The organism is Curtobacterium sp. NPDC090217 (assembly GCF_044746705.1).
Taxonomy (GTDB): domain Bacteria; phylum Actinomycetota; class Actinomycetes; order Actinomycetales; family Microbacteriaceae; genus Curtobacterium.
On record NZ_JBIVCR010000003.1, the window covers coordinates 196,871 to 212,144 of the forward strand.

The following is a 15,274-nucleotide window of genomic DNA, read 5'->3' on the forward strand; positions in this document are numbered from 1 at the left end:
GAGCAGCGGTGCAGGTTCTGCGGGGATCGGAGCAGTCTCGCCCCAGGGCGGGTCCCTACCGTGCAGTGCATGCGTGTGATGCGGTGGCCGGGAGCCCTCCTGATGTTCGTCGTGATGTCGGCACTCGCGGGCATGCTCGTCGCGGTCGCCGTCACGCCGGCCGTCGCCGTGGCCGGAGAAGGCGCCTCCGGCGCTGCCGCGTTCTTCGAGGACCTGCCGAGCTACCTCGACGTGCAGACGCCCCAGCAGGTGTCGTCCGTGTACGCGAAGCAGGGCGGCCAGGACGTCAAGATCGCGTCGTTCTACGCCGAGAACCGCACCACCGTGAAGTCCGACGCGATCGCGACGACCCTCAAGCAGGCCGCGATCGACACCGAGGACCCGCGGTTCTACGACGAAGGCGGCATCGACGTGCTCGGGACCGTCCGCGGTGTCGCCGCGACCGTCGTCGGCGGAGACGTGCAGGGCGGATCGAGCATCACCCAGCAGTACGTCAAGAACGTGCTCGTGCAGCAGTGCGAGCAGCTCACCGGCAAGGACGCTGCGGACACGCAGAAGAAGATCGACGCGTGCTACGAGGACGCCGCCGGTGTCACGCCGCAGCGGAAGCTGCAGGAGATGCGGTACGCGATCGCCGTGAACAAGAAGTACTCCAAGCAGGACATCCTCACCGGGTACCTCAACATCGTCGGCCTCGGCGGCCGGGTGTACGGCGCAGAGGCCGGGGCCCAGTACTACTTCGGCGTCTCGGCGAAGGACCTGTCCCTCGTGCAGTCCGCCACCCTCGTCGCGATCCTGAACAACCCGTCGAACCTGCGCATCGACCAGCCGGACTCGACGGCGAACGGGTCGGCGAACGGCTACAAGGCCACGAAGGCGCGCCGCGACTACGTGCTCCAGCGGATGTACGCGCACCACTCGATCTCGAAGGCCGACGAGCAGGCGGCGATCGCGACGCCCGTGCAGCCGAAGATCACCGCGACCGCGAACGGCTGCTCGTCAGCGGCGACGAACTACGACGCCGGCTACTTCTGCGACTACGTGCGTGACCAGGTCCTCCAGGACCCGGCGTTCGGGAAGACCGCATCAGAGCGCATCGAGACCCTCGACACCAAGGGCCTGCAGATCCACACCTCGCTCGACCTCGACCTGCAGGGGCAGGCGCAGAGCGCCCTGTCGTCGTACGTCCCGACGACGATGGCCGGGGTCGACGCCGGCGGGTCGAACGTGACCGTCGAGCCAGGGACCGGCCGGATCGTCTCGATGGTGCAGAACACCGCGTACACGCAGGGTGACAGTGCGGCTGCCGGGTCGACGGCGGTGAACTACAGCGCGGACACCGCCTACGGCAACTCCGGCGGGTTCCAGACCGGCTCCACGTTCAAGGTGTTCACGCTCGCGGAGTGGCTCGCGCAGGGGCACACCCTGAACGAGAGCGTCAACACCACGCAGCACACGTACAACGCGTCGGAGTTCACGAACTCGTGCGAGGGCATCGGCGGGACGTGGAACGTCGCCAACGCCGAGAACGCCCCGGCGTCGATGAGCGTGCTGAGCGCCACCGCCGAGTCGATCAACACCGCGTTCGCCGCGATGGGCAAGCAGCTCGACCTCTGCAAGATCGCGAACCTGGCGGAGTCGATGGGCATCCACACCGCGAACGGCGGGAAGCTCAGCTCCGTGCCGTCGATGATCCTCGGCACGAACAACCTGTCGCCCGTCGACCTCGCCGAGGCGTACGCGGGCTTCGCGAACGGCGGCGTCGTCTGCACGCCGACCGCGATCGACTCCGTGACCGAGTCGGACGGCACGAAGATCACGCCGACCCCGTCGTCCTGCACGCAGGGCGTCTCCGCCGAGGTCGCGGGGACCGTCGACTACGCACTGCAGTCGGTGCTCACCGGAGCAGGGACCGCTGCGAGCGCGAACCCGGGTGACGCGACGCCGAAGTTCGCCAAGACCGGCACCACCGACGGCGACGTGCAGAACTGGCTGGTGGCATCGAGCACGAAGTACACGAACGCGACCTGGATCGGCAACGTGCAGGGCAACGTCAAGCTCGCGAACTGGCCGTTCCTGCAGGGGACGACCGGGTACAGCGCGAAGTTCGGGGTCGGGAAGTCGATGATGCAGTACCTCGACGCGCACTACGGCGGGGACGCCCTGCCGGCACCGAGCCAGTCGATGATCGGCGCGGCGAAGGCCCCGGCGAAGTCGGCGCAGTCCTCGCAGTCTGCGCAGCCCGGGGCGCAGTCCTCCCCAGGGGCCTCGAACGGGCAGCCGTCCACCGGCGGGACGCCCGATCAGCAGTCGGGCGGGCAGTAGACCAATAGACTGGTTCGCATTCCACGAACCGATCGACGGAGCACCATGCCTGACATCACGAGCGAGCAGGTCGCCCACCTGGCGAACCTCGCACGTATCGCACTCACGCCCGAAGAGATCGAGAAGCTGACCGGGGAGCTGTCGCACATCGTCGACAGCGTCGCGAAGGTGACCGAGGTCGCCACGCCGGACGTCCCCGCGACGAGCCACCCGGTCACGCTGCCGAACGTCCTCCGGCCCGACGTGGTCGGCGAGACGCTCACCCAGCAGCAGGCGCTCTCCGGAGCCCCCGACACCGACGGCGAACGGTTCCGCGTGACGGCGATCCTCGGCGAAGAACAGTAGGCGGTAGAACAGTGACCGACGACATCACGAAGCTCAGCGCCGCGGCGCTCGCCGACGCCCTGGTGGCGCGCGACGTCTCCAGCGTCGAGGCGACCCAGGCACACCTCGACCGCATCGCCGCGGTCGACGGGGACGTGCACGCGTTCCTGCACGTCAACGAGAACGCCCTCGGCGTCGCGAAGTCCATCGACTCGCGCCGCGCCGCCGGCGACGACCTCGGCGCCCTCGCGGGTGTGCCGGTGGCCATCAAGGACGTGCTCTGCACCCTCGACATGCCGTCCACCTCCGGGTCGAAGATCCTCGAAGGCTGGGCGCCGCCCTACGACGCCACCCCGGTCGCGAAGCTCCGTCGCGCCGGCCTGGTGCCCCTCGGCAAGACCAACATGGACGAGTTCGCGATGGGCTCGACGACCGAGTTCTCGGCGTACGGCCCGACGCACAACCCGTGGGACCTCGACCGCATCCCCGGCGGGTCCGGTGGCGGTTCGGCCGCTGCGGTCGCCGCCCACGAAGCGCCCCTCGCGCTCGGCTCGGACACCGGTGGGTCGATCCGCCAGCCGGGCGCCGTCACCGGCACCGTCGGCGTGAAGCCCACCTACGGTGGCGTCAGCCGGTACGGCTCGATCGCCCTGGCGTCGAGCCTCGACCAGGTCGGCCCCGTCGCCCGCACCGTCCTCGACGCCGCGCTCCTGCACGACGTCATCGGCGGGCACGACCCGCGCGACTCCACGTCGATCCGTGACGAGTGGCCGTCGTTCGCGGCCGCCGCCCGTGACGGGCTGCAGGCGGACACGCTCAAGGGCCTCCGCGTGGGCGTCGTGAAGGAGCTCGCCGGTGGCGAGGGCTTCCAGGCCGGCGTCACGCAGCGCTTCCAGGAGACCGTCGCGATCCTCGAAGCCGCCGGTGCGGTCGTCGTCGAGATCGACGCACCGAGCTTCGCGTACGCCATCAGCGCCTACTACCTGATCCTGCCGGCGGAAGCGTCGTCGAACCTCGCGAAGTTCGACTCGGTGCGGTTCGGCCTGCGGGTCACACCAGAGGGCGGCGCCACGGTCGAGGACGTGATGGCAGCCACGCGTGAGGCCGGCTTCGGGCCAGAGGTCAAGCGTCGCATCATCCTCGGCACCTACGCGCTCAGCGCCGGGTACTACGACGCCTACTACGGCAGCGCGCAGAAGGTCCGCACCCTCGTGCAGCGCGACTTCGACAAGGCGTTCGAGCAGGTCGACCTGCTCGTCAGTCCGTCGGCGCCGACGACCGCGTTCCCGCTGGGCGAGCGCCTCGACGACCCGCTGTCGATGTACCTCAACGACCTCACCACGATCCCGGCGAACCTGGCGGGCGTCCCCGGCATGAGCATCCCGAACGGTCTGGCTCCGGAAGACGGCCTGCCGACCGGCGTGCAGCTGATGGCCCCGCAGCGTGAGGACGCCCGGCTGTACCGCTACGGCGCGGCACTCGAGCGGCTGCTCGAGCAGCAGTGGGGTGCGCCGCTCATCGACCGGATCCCCGACCTCGACTTCAGTCAGCAGTCGGCAGCAGAGGAAGGCGTGGTCTGATGGCCGCCAAGGACGCACTCATGGACTTCGACGAGGCGATCGAGCGCTTCGAGCCGGTCCTCGGCTTCGAGGTGCACGTCGAGCTCGCCACGAAGACCAAGATGTTCTCCGACGCCCCGAACTTCTTCGGCGGCGAACCGAACACCAACGTGACGCCGGTGGACCTCGGGCTCCCCGGCTCGCTCCCCGTCGTGAACGAGCAGGCCGTCCGGTTCTCGATCAACCTCGGGCTCGCGCTCGGGTGTTCGATCGCCGAGTCGTCGCGGTTCTCCCGGAAGAACTACTTCTACCCGGACAACCCGAAGAACTACCAGATCTCGCAGTACGACGAGCCGATCGCCTTCGAGGGCGAGGTCGAGGTCGAACTCGCCGACGGCACGCTCTTCCAGGTGCCGATCGAGCGCGCCCACATGGAAGAGGACGCGGGTAAGCTGACGCACGTCGGTGGCGCGACCGGTCGGATCCAGGGCGCCGAGTACTCGCTCGTCGACTACAACCGTGCCGGTGTGCCGCTCGTCGAGATCGTCACGAAGCCGATCTTCGGTGCCGCCCACCGGGCCCCGGAGCTCGGCGCCGCGTACGTGCAGGTCATCCGTGACCTCGTTCGTGCGCTCGGCGTCTCCGAGGCCCGCATGGAGCGCGGGAACCTGCGCTGCGACGCCAACATCTCGCTGCGTCCGTGGGGCCAGGAGAAGCTCGGCACCCGGACCGAGACGAAGAACGTCAACTCGTTCCGCGCCGTCGAGCGCGCCATCCGCTACGAGATCCAGCGGCAGGCTGCGATCCTCGCGGACGGCGGCACGATCACGCAGGAGACCCGGCACTGGCACGAGGACACCGGACGCACCTCCGCGGGGCGCCCCAAGTCCGACGCGGACGACTACCGCTACTTCCCGGAGCCCGACCTGCTCCCCGTCGTGCCGGACCCGGCGATGATCGAGGAACTCCGCGCATCCCTGCCGGAGGCACCCGTCGCCCGCCGACGTCGCCTCAAGGGGGAGTGGGGCTTCGCCGACCTCGAGTTCCAGGACGTGGTGAACGGCGGCCTCCTCGACGAGGTCGAAGCCACCGTCGCCGCCGGTGCACCAGCCCAGGCCGCCCGCAAGTGGTGGACCGGTGAGATCAGCCGCGTCGCGAACACGCAGGACGCCGCCGCCGGGGACCTCGTGTCGCCCGCGCACGTCGCCGAGCTCATCACGCTCGTCGAGTCCGGCGACCTGACCGATCGCCTGGCACGCCAGGTGCTCGAGGGCGTCATCGCCGGCGAGGGCTCGCCGTCCGCGGTCGTCGAGTCGCGCGGGCTCAAGGTCGTCTCCGACGACTCGGCGCTCACCGCCGCCGTCGACGAGGCACTCGCCGCGCAGCCGGACGTCCTCGCCAAGATCAAGGACGGCAAGGTCCAGGCCGCCGGCGCGATCATCGGTGCCGTCATGAAGTCGATGCAGGGCCAGGCCGACGCGGCCCGCGTCCGCGAGCTCGTGTTGGAGCGCGCGCAGGCCTGACGCCGCCGCACCGAACTGCAGAACGGACACAGCACCGCGCATCGGCGTGGTGCTGTGTCCGTTCCGCCGTTCCGGGCCGTCCTGGTCGTACCTGGGGACACGTCCACGACCCGGTGACATGATGAGGAGTGTCCGCAACGATCCGCGCCATCGGTACCGCCGTCCCCGAGACGACACTCGACCAGGTGGCGGTGCGCGAGCTCTTCGCCGCGCAGCCAGGGCTCGGTCGCCTCGGTCGTCGTCTGGTCCCCGCCGCGTTCGACGCATCAGCCGTCGCGCACCGGCACACCGTCCTGGAGGAGCTCGACCTCGCCGGCCGGCCCGGACGCTTCCGCGACGCCGACGGCACGCTGCAGTCGCCGTCGACGGGCACGCGGAACGACCGGTACCGGGAGCTCGCTCCAGCCCTGTTCGTCGAGTCCGCGCGGGACGCCCTGCACCGGTCCGGCATCGGCCCGGCGGACGTCACGCACCTCGTCACGGTGTCGTGCACGGGGTTCACCCAGCCGGGGCCTGACCTGGCGATCGTCGAGGGACTCGGGCTCCGCCGTACGGTCTTCCGGCAGCACATCGGGTTCATGGGGTGCTGCGCGGCGTTCCCGGCGCTCCGGATCGCCGACGCGTTCGTCGCCGCTGATCCGTCCGCCGTCGTGCTCGTCGTGTGCGCCGAGCTCTGCACGCTGCACGTCCGGGCATCGGACGACCCGGACCAGATCGTCGCGAACAGCGTCTTCGGGGACGGTGCCGCCGCTGCCGTCGTGACGGCCGACGGTCCCGGGCTGCGGCTCGACGCGTTCGCCACCACGGTCGTGCCGGAGGGTGCGCCGGAGATGGCGTGGAACATCGGTGACGAGGGCTTCGAGATGGTCCTCAGCACGGCGGTGCCGAAGCTCGTCGGGGCGACCGTCGCCGAGGCGGTCGCGCCCCTGCTGGACGGACCAGCGGCGGACGTCCCCGTGTGGGCGGTGCACCCCGGCGGCCGGGCGATCCTCGACCGGACGCAGGATGCCCTCGGGTTGTCCGACAATGCCATGGCGAGCAGCAGGGCGGTGCTGCGCGAGCACGGGAACATGTCGAGCGCGACGGTGCTGTTCGTGCTGCGGGACGCGTTCGATGCCGGGATCACGGACGGTGCGCCCGTCATCGCGCTGGCGTTCGGCCCGGGCCTGACCGTCGAGAGTGCACGCCTCACCGCAGTCGGGACCGGCGTGACGGACACGACCCGGACGACGGACGCGACCCGGACGACGGACGCGACCCGGACGACGGACGCGACCCGGACGACGGACGCGGTCGATGCGGTGGCACTCGCCACGGGGCGGGCGTGAGCAGGCGGGCCGGAGGTGAGCAGGGCCTCCCGGCAGTGGACCTGCGCCTGCGCGACCTGGAGCTCCGCGAACTCATGGACGACCCGGACTGCGACCCGCGGGCACTGGCGCGGACGTTCCGGCGGTTCGCCGTCGTGAACTCGCTGGTCAGCGGGTGGCGCGCCGCGTGGCGGACCCACGTCGTGCCGGCGTTGCCGGCCAGCGGCCGCGGACGGGTGCTCGATCTCGGGTGCGGCGGCGGCGACCTCGCGAGGGCGCTCGTGCGCTGGGCGGCGAGCGACGGGTTCGACATCGAGGTCGTCGGGGTGGACCCGGATCCACGGGCGATCGCCGCGGCGACGCGCTCGGTCCCTCGTGGCGTGTCCTTCCGCGAGCAGTCGAGCGGTGACCTGGTGGCAGCGGGGGAGCGCTTCGACGTCGTCGTGTCGAACCACGTGCTGCACCACCTCGGGGACGAGGAGCGTGCCGGCTTCCTCGGCGACTCGGAGCGGCTCGCGGCGACCAGGAGCCTGCACTCGGACATCCGGCGGTCGGCGTCGGCGTACCGGGCGTACGCGCTCGGATCGGTGCTCGTCGCTGCCGGGACGTTCGTGCGCGTGGACGGGCTGCGCTCCATCCGTCGGAGCTTCACGCTGCCGGAACTCCGGACGGCGCTGCCGACGGGGTGGCGGGCGGAGTCGGCGGCTCCGCACCGGGTGCTCGCCATCCACGACGCCTGACGCTGGGTCCGGTCCGCGAAAGCGACAGAATCCGCCCGAACTTGGGATGGATTCTGTCGCTTTCGCGGCAAGGACCGGAGTCGCTCGGGTGGGACTGTCGCTTTCGCGGAACAGCCACCAGCCCGCAGGCCCGCCACCAGCCCGCAGGCCAGCCACCAGCCCGCAGGCATGCCACCAGCCCGCAAGCCCGCCGCTACGCCAGCGGCAGCGCCGCCGTGCTCGCGAACGAACGGGACAGCACCGCGGCCCGGTACCGCTCGAGCGCAGGAGCCCCCGCCCCGACGGACTCGAGCGCCGCGAACCCGGCACCGAGCACCGGGGGAGCGGTGACCCACGTCGGCACGGCACCCGGCACCCGCGCCGCGAGCCCGGACACCACCGCGTCGACGAGGAGCGGGTGCCGGGCAGCGAGCACCCCGCCACCGAGCACGACGGGCACCGGCGACGATGCCGATCCGCCGAGGCCGAGCCGCCCGAGCGCCACCGACGCGAGCAGCACGATCTCCTCCGCCTGCCGCGCGACGACCCCGGCAGCGACGACGTCCCCGGCACCGGCGACCTCGAACAGCACGGGGCAGAGCCGGTTGAACACGCGGTCGTCGAGCCGGCCGAAGTGGATCGCCTCGGTGACCTCGCGGACGGACCCGAGCCTGAGTGCAGCAGGCACCGCGTCCACGAGCGCCGTGGCCGGTCCACGCCCGTCGTCCGCACGGGCCGCGTGCCAGAGCGCCCGGTTGCCGAGGTACGCCCCGCCGCCCCAGTCGCCGGACACGTCGCCGATCGCCGGGAAGCGCGAGGTCTCCCCGTCGGCACGGACCGCGAGCGCGTTGATGCCGGTGCCGCACACCACGGCGGCTGCGTCCGGCGACAGCGTGCCGGCCCGCAGCAGCGCGAACAGGTCGTTGTCGAGGACGTCCGGCGCGCCGCCGTCCTCGCCCCAGTGCGCGAGCGCCGCGGTCGCCGCGACGAGTTCGTCGTGCAGGTCGAGTCCGGCGAGGTACACGTGCGTCGTCCGGATCCGCCGGTCACCGAGCTCCCGGAGCACCCGTGCGCGGACCCCGTCGATGATCGGGCCTGCGAGGTCCCATCCGCGGGTCTGCGGGTTCGAGCCGGGCCCACGTGCGTGCGCGACGAGCGAACCGTCGAGTCCGATCGCGACGACGTCGGTCTTGCTGCCGCCGCCGTCGACCGCGAGCACCACGTCCGTCGCGCGGCCCACGTCCGGCAGACCGGTCACCGGACTGGAGGCTCGGCCCGGCTCTGCCTCGCCGGTCCGGCTCAGCCCGCCCACGTCACCTGCTCCGATCGCGTCCACGGCAGGTGTTCCGCGTTCGCGGCCAGGAGCAGGTCGGTGAGCTTCTCGGCCTTGTCGACCTGCCCCACGAGGGGGTGCGCCCACATCGCCCGGAGCACCCGGTCGCGGCCGCCGTGCACGGCCGCGTCGAGCGCCAGGCGTTCGTACCCGGCGACGTGCGACACCAGCCCGACCATGTCCGCGTCGAGCGGTGCGACCGGCAGCGGCGTGATCGCCTGACGGGTGACGCGCGCAGGGACCTCGATGACGTGGTCGTCGGGGAGGAACGGGAACGTGCCGTCGTTCCGCACGTTGAGCACCTGCACGTCGCCGCGGTCCCCGAGGATCGAGGACAGCACGTCGATCGCCGCCTCGGAGTAGTACGCGCCGCCGCGCTGCTCGAGCTCGACGGGCTTCGTGACCACGGAGGGGTCGGCGTACTTCGCGAGGAGCGCGTGCTCGGTCGCCATCACGGCCTCGGCGCGGGTGGGCTCGTGGAGCTGTTCCTCGAGCACGATGTCGTGGCTGTAGAAGTAGCGCAGGTAGTAGGACGGGATCGCGTGCTGCAGGCGGAGCAGGTCCGGGTGCATGTGGACGCTGTCGGCGGTCCGGTCGAGGGCGTCCCCGGCGAGCAGCTCGTCGAGCACGTCGCGCGTGGTGCCGTCGGCGCCGGTGACGTGCACGCCACGCTCCCACGTCAGGTGGTTCAGCCCGACGTGGTCCAGCCGGACCGCCGTCGGGGCGACCTGGAACTCCCGGGCGAAGCGGCGCTGGAAGCCGATCGCCACGTTGCACAGGCCCACGGCGCGGTGCCCGGCCTCGAGCAGCGCACGGGTGACGATGCCGACCGGGTTCGTGAAGTCCACGATCCAGGCGTCCGGCTTCGCGTGCCTCCGGACGAGCTCGGCGTACTCGAGCACGACCGGCACGGTGCGGAGCGCCTTCGCGAAGCCGCCGGGGCCGGTCGTCTCCTGCCCGATGCAGCACGCCTCGTGCGGCCAGGTCTCGTCCTGCTGCCTGGCGGCCTGGCCGCCGATGCGGAGCTGGAACATGACCGCGTCGGCGTCGGACACCCCGGCGACGACGTCGTCGGTGACGTGCACGGTGCCCGGGTGCCCGGCGTGCGCGAACATCCGCTTCGCGACACCGCCGACGAGTTCCCGGCGTTCGGGATCGGGGTCGACGAGCCAGAGCTCGTCGATGGGGAGCTGGTCTCGGAGCCGGGCGAAGCCGTCCACGAGTTCGGGGGTGTAGGTGGAACCGCCACCGATGACTGCGAGTTTCACTGTGGTGCTATCCCTTCACGCCGGTGAGCGCGATGCCCTCGACGAATGCCTTCTGTGCGAAGAAGAAGATGACGACGACGGGGACCATGACGACGACGGTCATCGCCATCGTCATGGACCAGTCGGTGCCGTGTTGGCCGCGGAACGTGGCGAGTCCGTACGCGACCGGCCAGGCTGCCTGGTTCTCGGACGCGTAGAGGAGCGGGCCGTAGTAGTCGTTCCACGAGTTGAAGAACATGAAGATCGCCGCTGACGCGATGCCGGGTCGGGCCATCGGGACGACGACCCGCATCAGGACACCCCACTCGCTGCAGCCGTCCATGCGCGCGGCGTCCCCGTACTCCTTCGGGATCGTCATGAAGAACTGCCGGAGCAGGAAGATGCTGAACGCGTCGCCGAGCAGGTTCGGCAGGATCAGCGGCCAGAGCGTGCCGGTCAGGTGCAGGTGCGACCACATCACGTAGACCGGCACGGCGGTGACCTGCGGGGGCAGGAGCATCGCCACGATGATCACCGTGAAGATGAGGTTCGCGCCCTTGAACTTGATCTGCGCGAGCGCGTACGCGGCGGGCACCGAGCTCAGGAGCATGAACGCGGTGGCGAGCACGGCGTAGAGCGCGGAGTTCCCGAACCACTGGGCGAGCGGCAGTTCGCTGAACACCCTGGCGTAGTTCGAGAAGTCGAACGGCTTCGGGATGATCGACGCCGTCAGCGCCTGGTTGCTCGACATCAGCGAGGTCAGGACGACGAAGACGATCGGGGCGAGGGTGAGGACACCGAGCGCGACGAGTGCGGCGTGCTCGGCGATCCAGAGCAGCAGGCTCCGACGGGGCTTGCCCGTGCGGGGTGCCGCGCCACGGGGTGCCCGGGCGAGCGGGGACTGGGAGACGGCGGTCATCAGGACTCCTCCGGCCGGGCAGTGTTCATTGGTCGGCCTCCGGCCTGAATACGGAAATTCGTCGCATGGTGAACACGAGCACGATCGCGGTGACCACGAACAGCACGACGGCCATCGCGGACGCGTACCCGAACTGGAAGTTCGCGAACCCGTGCTGGTAGAGCAGCTCGGTGTAGGTCAGCAGCGAGGTGCCCGGGTACCCGAGCTGCGCCGCCGTGCCACCACCGATCGTCGCCTTGCCCGACGCCACCCCGGATGCGACCGCGGCCTCGGTGAAGTACTGCAGGGCCGCGATCACCCCCGTCACGGCGGCGAACCCGATCACCGGGGCGATCGTCGGCAGCGTGATGTGCCGCACCTGCTGGACGCCGTTCGCCCCGTCGAGCGACGCGGCCTCGTACAGGTCGCGCGGCACGTCGAGGAGCGACGCCAGGAAGATGATCATGATGTCGCCCATCACCCAGACGCCCATGATCACGAGCGACGGCTTCGACCACGCCGGGTCGTTGAACCACAGCGGCCCGTCGATCCCGAAGAACTTCAGGATCTGGTTGACGGGGCCGGTGCCGGGGTTGAAGAGGAACACGAAGGCCACGACGCTCGCGACCGGCGGGACCAGGGCGGGCAGGTAGAACAGCGTCCGCCAGAACCCGGTTGCGGTCTTCGCACGACTGAGGAGCCCGGCGACGAGCAGCCCGCAGACGATCCGGATCGGCACCAGGATGACGACGAACCACGCGGTGTTGACGACGGCGGGCCAGATCTGCGGGTCCTGCGTGAACAGGAACCGGTAGTTCAGCAGCCCGACGAACTGGGGTTCCTGCAGCTGGTTGTAGCGCGTGAACGAGTAGAAGACGCTCGCGACGAGCGGGTAGGCGAAGAAGACCACGAGGCCCAGAAGGGCCGGGGCGAGCATGGTCAGCGCGACGAGTCGACGGCGCGACTCGGCGGAGCGGCGCCGGCGTGGCCGGCTTCCAGGGGCCGTCGAACCGGGCCCTGCTGGGGCCGACGGCCGGGAGGCGCGGGTGGGCCGCGCCTCCAGGCTGCCGGTTTCCGGGGTGGTGAGGTCCGTCATGGTCACGGACCAGCCAGCTGGTTGGCGTTGTCGATGTCGGAGTCCAGCTTCTTGAGCTTGGCGTCGAGGTCGCCGCCGTTCTCCTGGTACGCCTGCCAGAACTTCGTGAAGGTACCGATGTAGGCGGCGCCGTCCGCGGTCCCGGGCGAGGTCATCGTGTCCTTGTTGCCCGCGACGTCGACGAAGGTCTTGTAGTTCTCGTCGACCTCGAGCTTCGGCGACTGCAGTGCCGAGGTGAGCGTCGGGATGTTCTTCAGGCCGTTGCCCATCGTGACCTGCGCGTCGGTGTTCGTCGACAGGTACTTCAGCAGCGCCCAGGCGAGCTCCGGGTTCTTCGAGCCCTTCGCGATGCCGGCGACGTTGCCCGCGATGTAGGTCGAGCCGTAGTTGCCGACGCCGTCCATCACCGGGGTCGGCGCAGTGCCGTAGTCGAGGTCCGGCTTCTGGTCCTTGATGAACGCCGTGCGGTACTCACCGTCGATCTGCATCGCGACCTGGCCGGTCTGGAACGCGTTGTCGGCGGCGAACTCCTGGCCGAGGCCCGACGTGAAGGCCTTGAGCTTGTCGTAGCCGATCTCGTCGACGAAGTCCTTCTGCCACTGGATGAGCTTCTTCCAGTTCGCGGAGGTGCCGATCTCGCTGTTGCCCTTGCTGTCGAGCCACGTGCCGTCGATCATCGGCGCCCAGTGCTCCGGGGAGTTCTCGTAGAAGTCGATGAGCGGGTTGAACCCGAGCTGCTTGATCGAGCCGTCGGCGTTGTACGTCGTCATCTTGAGCGCGTCGGCCTTGAGCTCGTCGAGCGTCTTCGGCGGGGTGGTGATGCCGGCGGCGGCCATCGCGGGCTTGTTGTACATGAGCGCACTGACGTCGGCCAGGGCGGGCAGCGTGCACCGCGTGCCCTTGTACTCGGTGTACGAGCGCACGGCCTTCGGGATGTCGGACAGGTCCACCTTGTCGCGCTTGATGTACGGCGACAGGTCGCGGAAGGCGCCGGACGAGCAGAAGCTGCCGACGATCGCCGTCGAGTACGACAAGCCCACGTCGATGTTCTGGCCGGACGAGATCGCCTTCTGCAGCTTCTCGTCGTCCTGACCGGCGTGGATGTCGACCGTGACGCCGGGGTTGGCCTTCTCGAATCCGGCGACGGCGCTCTTCACGACACCGGCTTCGCGGCCCGTGAAGAAGTGCCACAGGGACACGGTGCCCTTGAGCTCCTTCGGGGCGGTCTTGTCGATCGAGGACGCGCTGCTGCCGGAGCTGCAGCCGGCGACGACGAGTGCGCCGGTGGTCGCGACCGCGGTCGCGGTGAGGATGCGGCGGATGACCCGCCGGTTCGGTGAGTGGGACACTGCGGAACTCGCTCTCTGCTCTCGCTCCGGCGGTCCGGTCGGCGTCACACGGTTGTGTGGTGCCGGATCCGGGCGCGCCGAAGAGCCCTCGGACAGGGCTGGGGATGTGGTGCCTCGAGTGGTGCGGGTGGGTGGTGCGGTTCAGGCGTGCTCGGCGGTGGCCGCCTCGGCCGCATCGTCGCTGATGCGATCGAGTCGGTCGCCGAGCGCGGTGCGCACGACGTCGATGAGGACGTGTCGTGCGCCGTGCAGGACGGGGGTGTCGGGGACGCCCGGTGCCACCACGGCGGTGGACCAGCGGGTGCGGGTCCTGAGCCAGGCGGTCACGGCGGCGGCCAGAGCGGGACCGCCCGCGATCCCGGTCGGGCCGTGCAGGACGACCGTCTCGGGATCGGCGACGGCGAGGGCGGGGAGCACGTTGTGCCCCACGCGCTCGCCGAGGGCGATCGTGAACGGGTGCTGCTCGGGGAGCCCCGGCAGCTGCGGGAGCACCTGGCGCCAGTCGGCAGCACTGCCGTCCGGAGCCGTGATCCCGTGTTCGGCGGCGAGGGCGATGATCGCGGACTCGGAGATGAGGTCCGCGACGATCGTCGCCGTCGGGTCGAGGGGGAGCGCGTCGGCGGGCACGCTCAGGTAGCCGAGCTCGCCGGCGGCTCCGGAGGCGCCGGTGTGCAGGCGGCCGTCGAGGTCGAGCGCCATGCCGAGGCCCTCCGCCATCCAGAACAGCGCGAAGCTCTCCGGGGTGCGGCCGGCACCCATGTTCCGCTCGGCGATGGCGGCGAGGTTCGCGTCGTTCTCGACGAGTACCTGCACGCCGAGCTGCTTCGACAGCGTCTCGGAGACCTGCTCGCGGGGCCAGCCGGGCAGGCCGTCGGTGAAGATGAGGGTGTCGGTGGCGTGGTCGACGGAGGCCTGCACGCCCACCGCGACGGCGGTGACGAGGTCGGGGTCCACGCCGGCGGCTGCTGCGGCACGACCGACGGCTGCGGCGACGATCTCCTCGCCGGGGTCCTGCATCTCGGTCTCCGACATCCGGTGCTCGGCGACGGGGTAGGTGCGGCCGGTGGCGTCGACCACGGTGGATCGGACGTCGACGAGCTGGACGTCCACGGCGACGGCGAGGTCGCGGTCGGTGATCGCCTGGTAGACGACGGCGCTCGGGCCACGACGGCCGGCCTGCGACTCGGTGCCCGCTTCGCGGATGAGGCCGGCTGCCTCGAGTCGGCGGATGATCTCGGCCGCGGTGGGCTTGCTGAGCCCGGTGCGCTGGGCGATCTCGTTCCGGGTCATCGGGCCGTCGTCGAGGAGCAGCGCGAGGGCGGCGCGGTCGTTCAGCACGCGCAGCAGTGCCGGCTGCCCTGGAGTGCGTCCGCGTGTGCTCATGTCGAGGACAGTAACGGACAACCTTCTTTACTGAAAGGTTTGTTTACCGATTCGAAACACGCGTTCTGCTCGCGGAAACACCGGGGGGGGGGGGGGGCGGCGGCTCGTTTCGCGCGTCGGGCGCCGAAACGCGCGTAGGAGGCCGAATCGCCCCCCCCCCCCCCCCCGCGACGGGGGCCGCACCACCGGGGTCGCGCGCGGCGCGGCCCAC

Annotated in this window: 12 protein-coding genes; 6 read left to right on the plus strand and 6 right to left on the minus strand. The window is 70.6% G+C overall.

The features are described 5' to 3' along the window. Window positions 1-69: 69 nt before the first annotated feature. From ACIPJ2_RS12805 to ACIPJ2_RS12830, 6 genes are all read left to right on the plus strand, one after another. Window positions 70-2,325: a transglycosylase domain-containing protein gene (locus ACIPJ2_RS12805; RefSeq protein WP_402729133.1), complete on the plus strand. Its 2,256-nt coding sequence runs from the start codon at window positions 70-72 to the stop codon at window positions 2,323-2,325. A gap of 45 nt (window positions 2,326-2,370) precedes the next feature. Next, a complete protein-coding gene (gene gatC, locus ACIPJ2_RS12810) occupies window positions 2,371-2,670 on the plus strand; it encodes an Asp-tRNA(Asn)/Glu-tRNA(Gln) amidotransferase subunit GatC (protein WP_402729134.1) in 300 nt (99 codons plus the stop codon). An 11-nt stretch (window positions 2,671-2,681) separates the two neighbouring features. After that, a complete protein-coding gene (gatA, locus tag ACIPJ2_RS12815; RefSeq protein WP_402729135.1) occupies window positions 2,682-4,229 on the plus strand; it encodes an Asp-tRNA(Asn)/Glu-tRNA(Gln) amidotransferase subunit GatA in 1,548 nt (515 codons plus the stop codon). Next, the gene (gatB, locus tag ACIPJ2_RS12820; protein ID WP_281267257.1) at window positions 4,229-5,731 is read left to right on the plus strand and encodes an Asp-tRNA(Asn)/Glu-tRNA(Gln) amidotransferase subunit GatB; all 1,503 of its coding nucleotides are present in this window, start codon (window positions 4,229-4,231) and stop codon (window positions 5,729-5,731) included. The genes gatA and gatB overlap by 1 nt, the downstream gene beginning before the upstream one ends. Before the next feature lie 128 nt (window positions 5,732-5,859). Then, window positions 5,860-7,059 carry a type III polyketide synthase gene (locus ACIPJ2_RS12825; RefSeq protein WP_402729136.1) on the plus strand — a complete coding sequence of 400 codons (1,200 nt, stop codon included), beginning with the start codon at window positions 5,860-5,862 and terminating at the stop codon, window positions 7,057-7,059. After that, window positions 7,056-7,778: a methyltransferase domain-containing protein gene (locus tag ACIPJ2_RS12830; protein WP_402729137.1), complete on the plus strand. Its 723-nt coding sequence runs from the start codon at window positions 7,056-7,058 to the stop codon at window positions 7,776-7,778. Before ACIPJ2_RS12825 ends, ACIPJ2_RS12830 begins: the two co-directional genes overlap by 4 nt. 193 nt (window positions 7,779-7,971) lie before the next feature. On the opposite strand, the gene ACIPJ2_RS12835 is transcribed toward ACIPJ2_RS12830, so the two are convergent. From ACIPJ2_RS12835 to ACIPJ2_RS12860, 6 genes are all read right to left on the minus strand, one after another. Then, the gene (locus tag ACIPJ2_RS12835; RefSeq protein WP_402729138.1) at window positions 7,972-9,015 is read right to left on the minus strand and encodes an N-acetylglucosamine kinase; all 1,044 of its coding nucleotides are present in this window, start codon (window positions 9,013-9,015) and stop codon (window positions 7,972-7,974) included. Between the two features lie 41 nt (window positions 9,016-9,056). Beyond that, complete coding sequence (locus ACIPJ2_RS12840) at window positions 9,057-10,358, minus strand: 6-phospho-beta-glucosidase (RefSeq protein WP_402729139.1); 1,302 nt, start codon at window positions 10,356-10,358, stop codon at window positions 9,057-9,059. 7 nt (window positions 10,359-10,365) lie between these two features. Continuing rightward, window positions 10,366-11,256 carry a carbohydrate ABC transporter permease gene (locus ACIPJ2_RS12845; protein ID WP_281267261.1) on the minus strand — a complete coding sequence of 297 codons (891 nt, stop codon included), beginning with the start codon at window positions 11,254-11,256 and terminating at the stop codon, window positions 10,366-10,368. Window positions 11,257-11,281: 25 nt separating this feature from the next. After that, entirely contained in the window at window positions 11,282-12,331 is a 1,050-nt protein-coding gene (locus ACIPJ2_RS12850; RefSeq protein WP_402729349.1) for a carbohydrate ABC transporter permease, read from the minus strand. 2 nt (window positions 12,332-12,333) lie between these two features. Further along, window positions 12,334-13,680 (minus strand): extracellular solute-binding protein, encoded by a 1,347-nt coding sequence (locus ACIPJ2_RS12855; protein WP_402729140.1) that lies wholly within the window; start codon window positions 13,678-13,680, stop codon window positions 12,334-12,336. A gap of 141 nt (window positions 13,681-13,821) precedes the next feature. Beyond that, window positions 13,822-15,063, minus strand: coding sequence for an ROK family protein (locus tag ACIPJ2_RS12860; protein WP_402729141.1), 1,242 nt, complete (start codon window positions 15,061-15,063; stop codon window positions 13,822-13,824). Between the last annotated feature and the right edge of the window lie 211 nt (window positions 15,064-15,274).

Coding starts and splice junctions, on each gene's coding strand:
- ACIPJ2_RS12805 (WP_402729133.1), top strand. CDS start 70: ATGCGTGTGATGCGGTGGCCGGGAGCCCTCCTGATGTTCGTCGTGATG.
- gatC (WP_402729134.1), top strand. CDS start 2,371: ATGCCTGACATCACGAGCGAGCAGGTCGCCCACCTGGCGAACCTCGCA.
- gatB (WP_281267257.1), top strand. CDS start 4,229: ATGGCCGCCAAGGACGCACTCATGGACTTCGACGAGGCGATCGAGCGC.
- ACIPJ2_RS12845 (WP_281267261.1), bottom strand. CDS start 11,256: ATGACCGCCGTCTCCCAGTCCCCGCTCGCCCGGGCACCCCGTGGCGCG.
- ACIPJ2_RS12850 (WP_402729349.1), bottom strand. CDS start 12,331: ATGACGGACCTCACCACCCCGGAAACCGGCAGCCTGGAGGCGCGGCCC.
- ACIPJ2_RS12860 (WP_402729141.1), bottom strand. CDS start 15,063: ATGAGCACACGCGGACGCACTCCAGGGCAGCCGGCACTGCTGCGCGTG.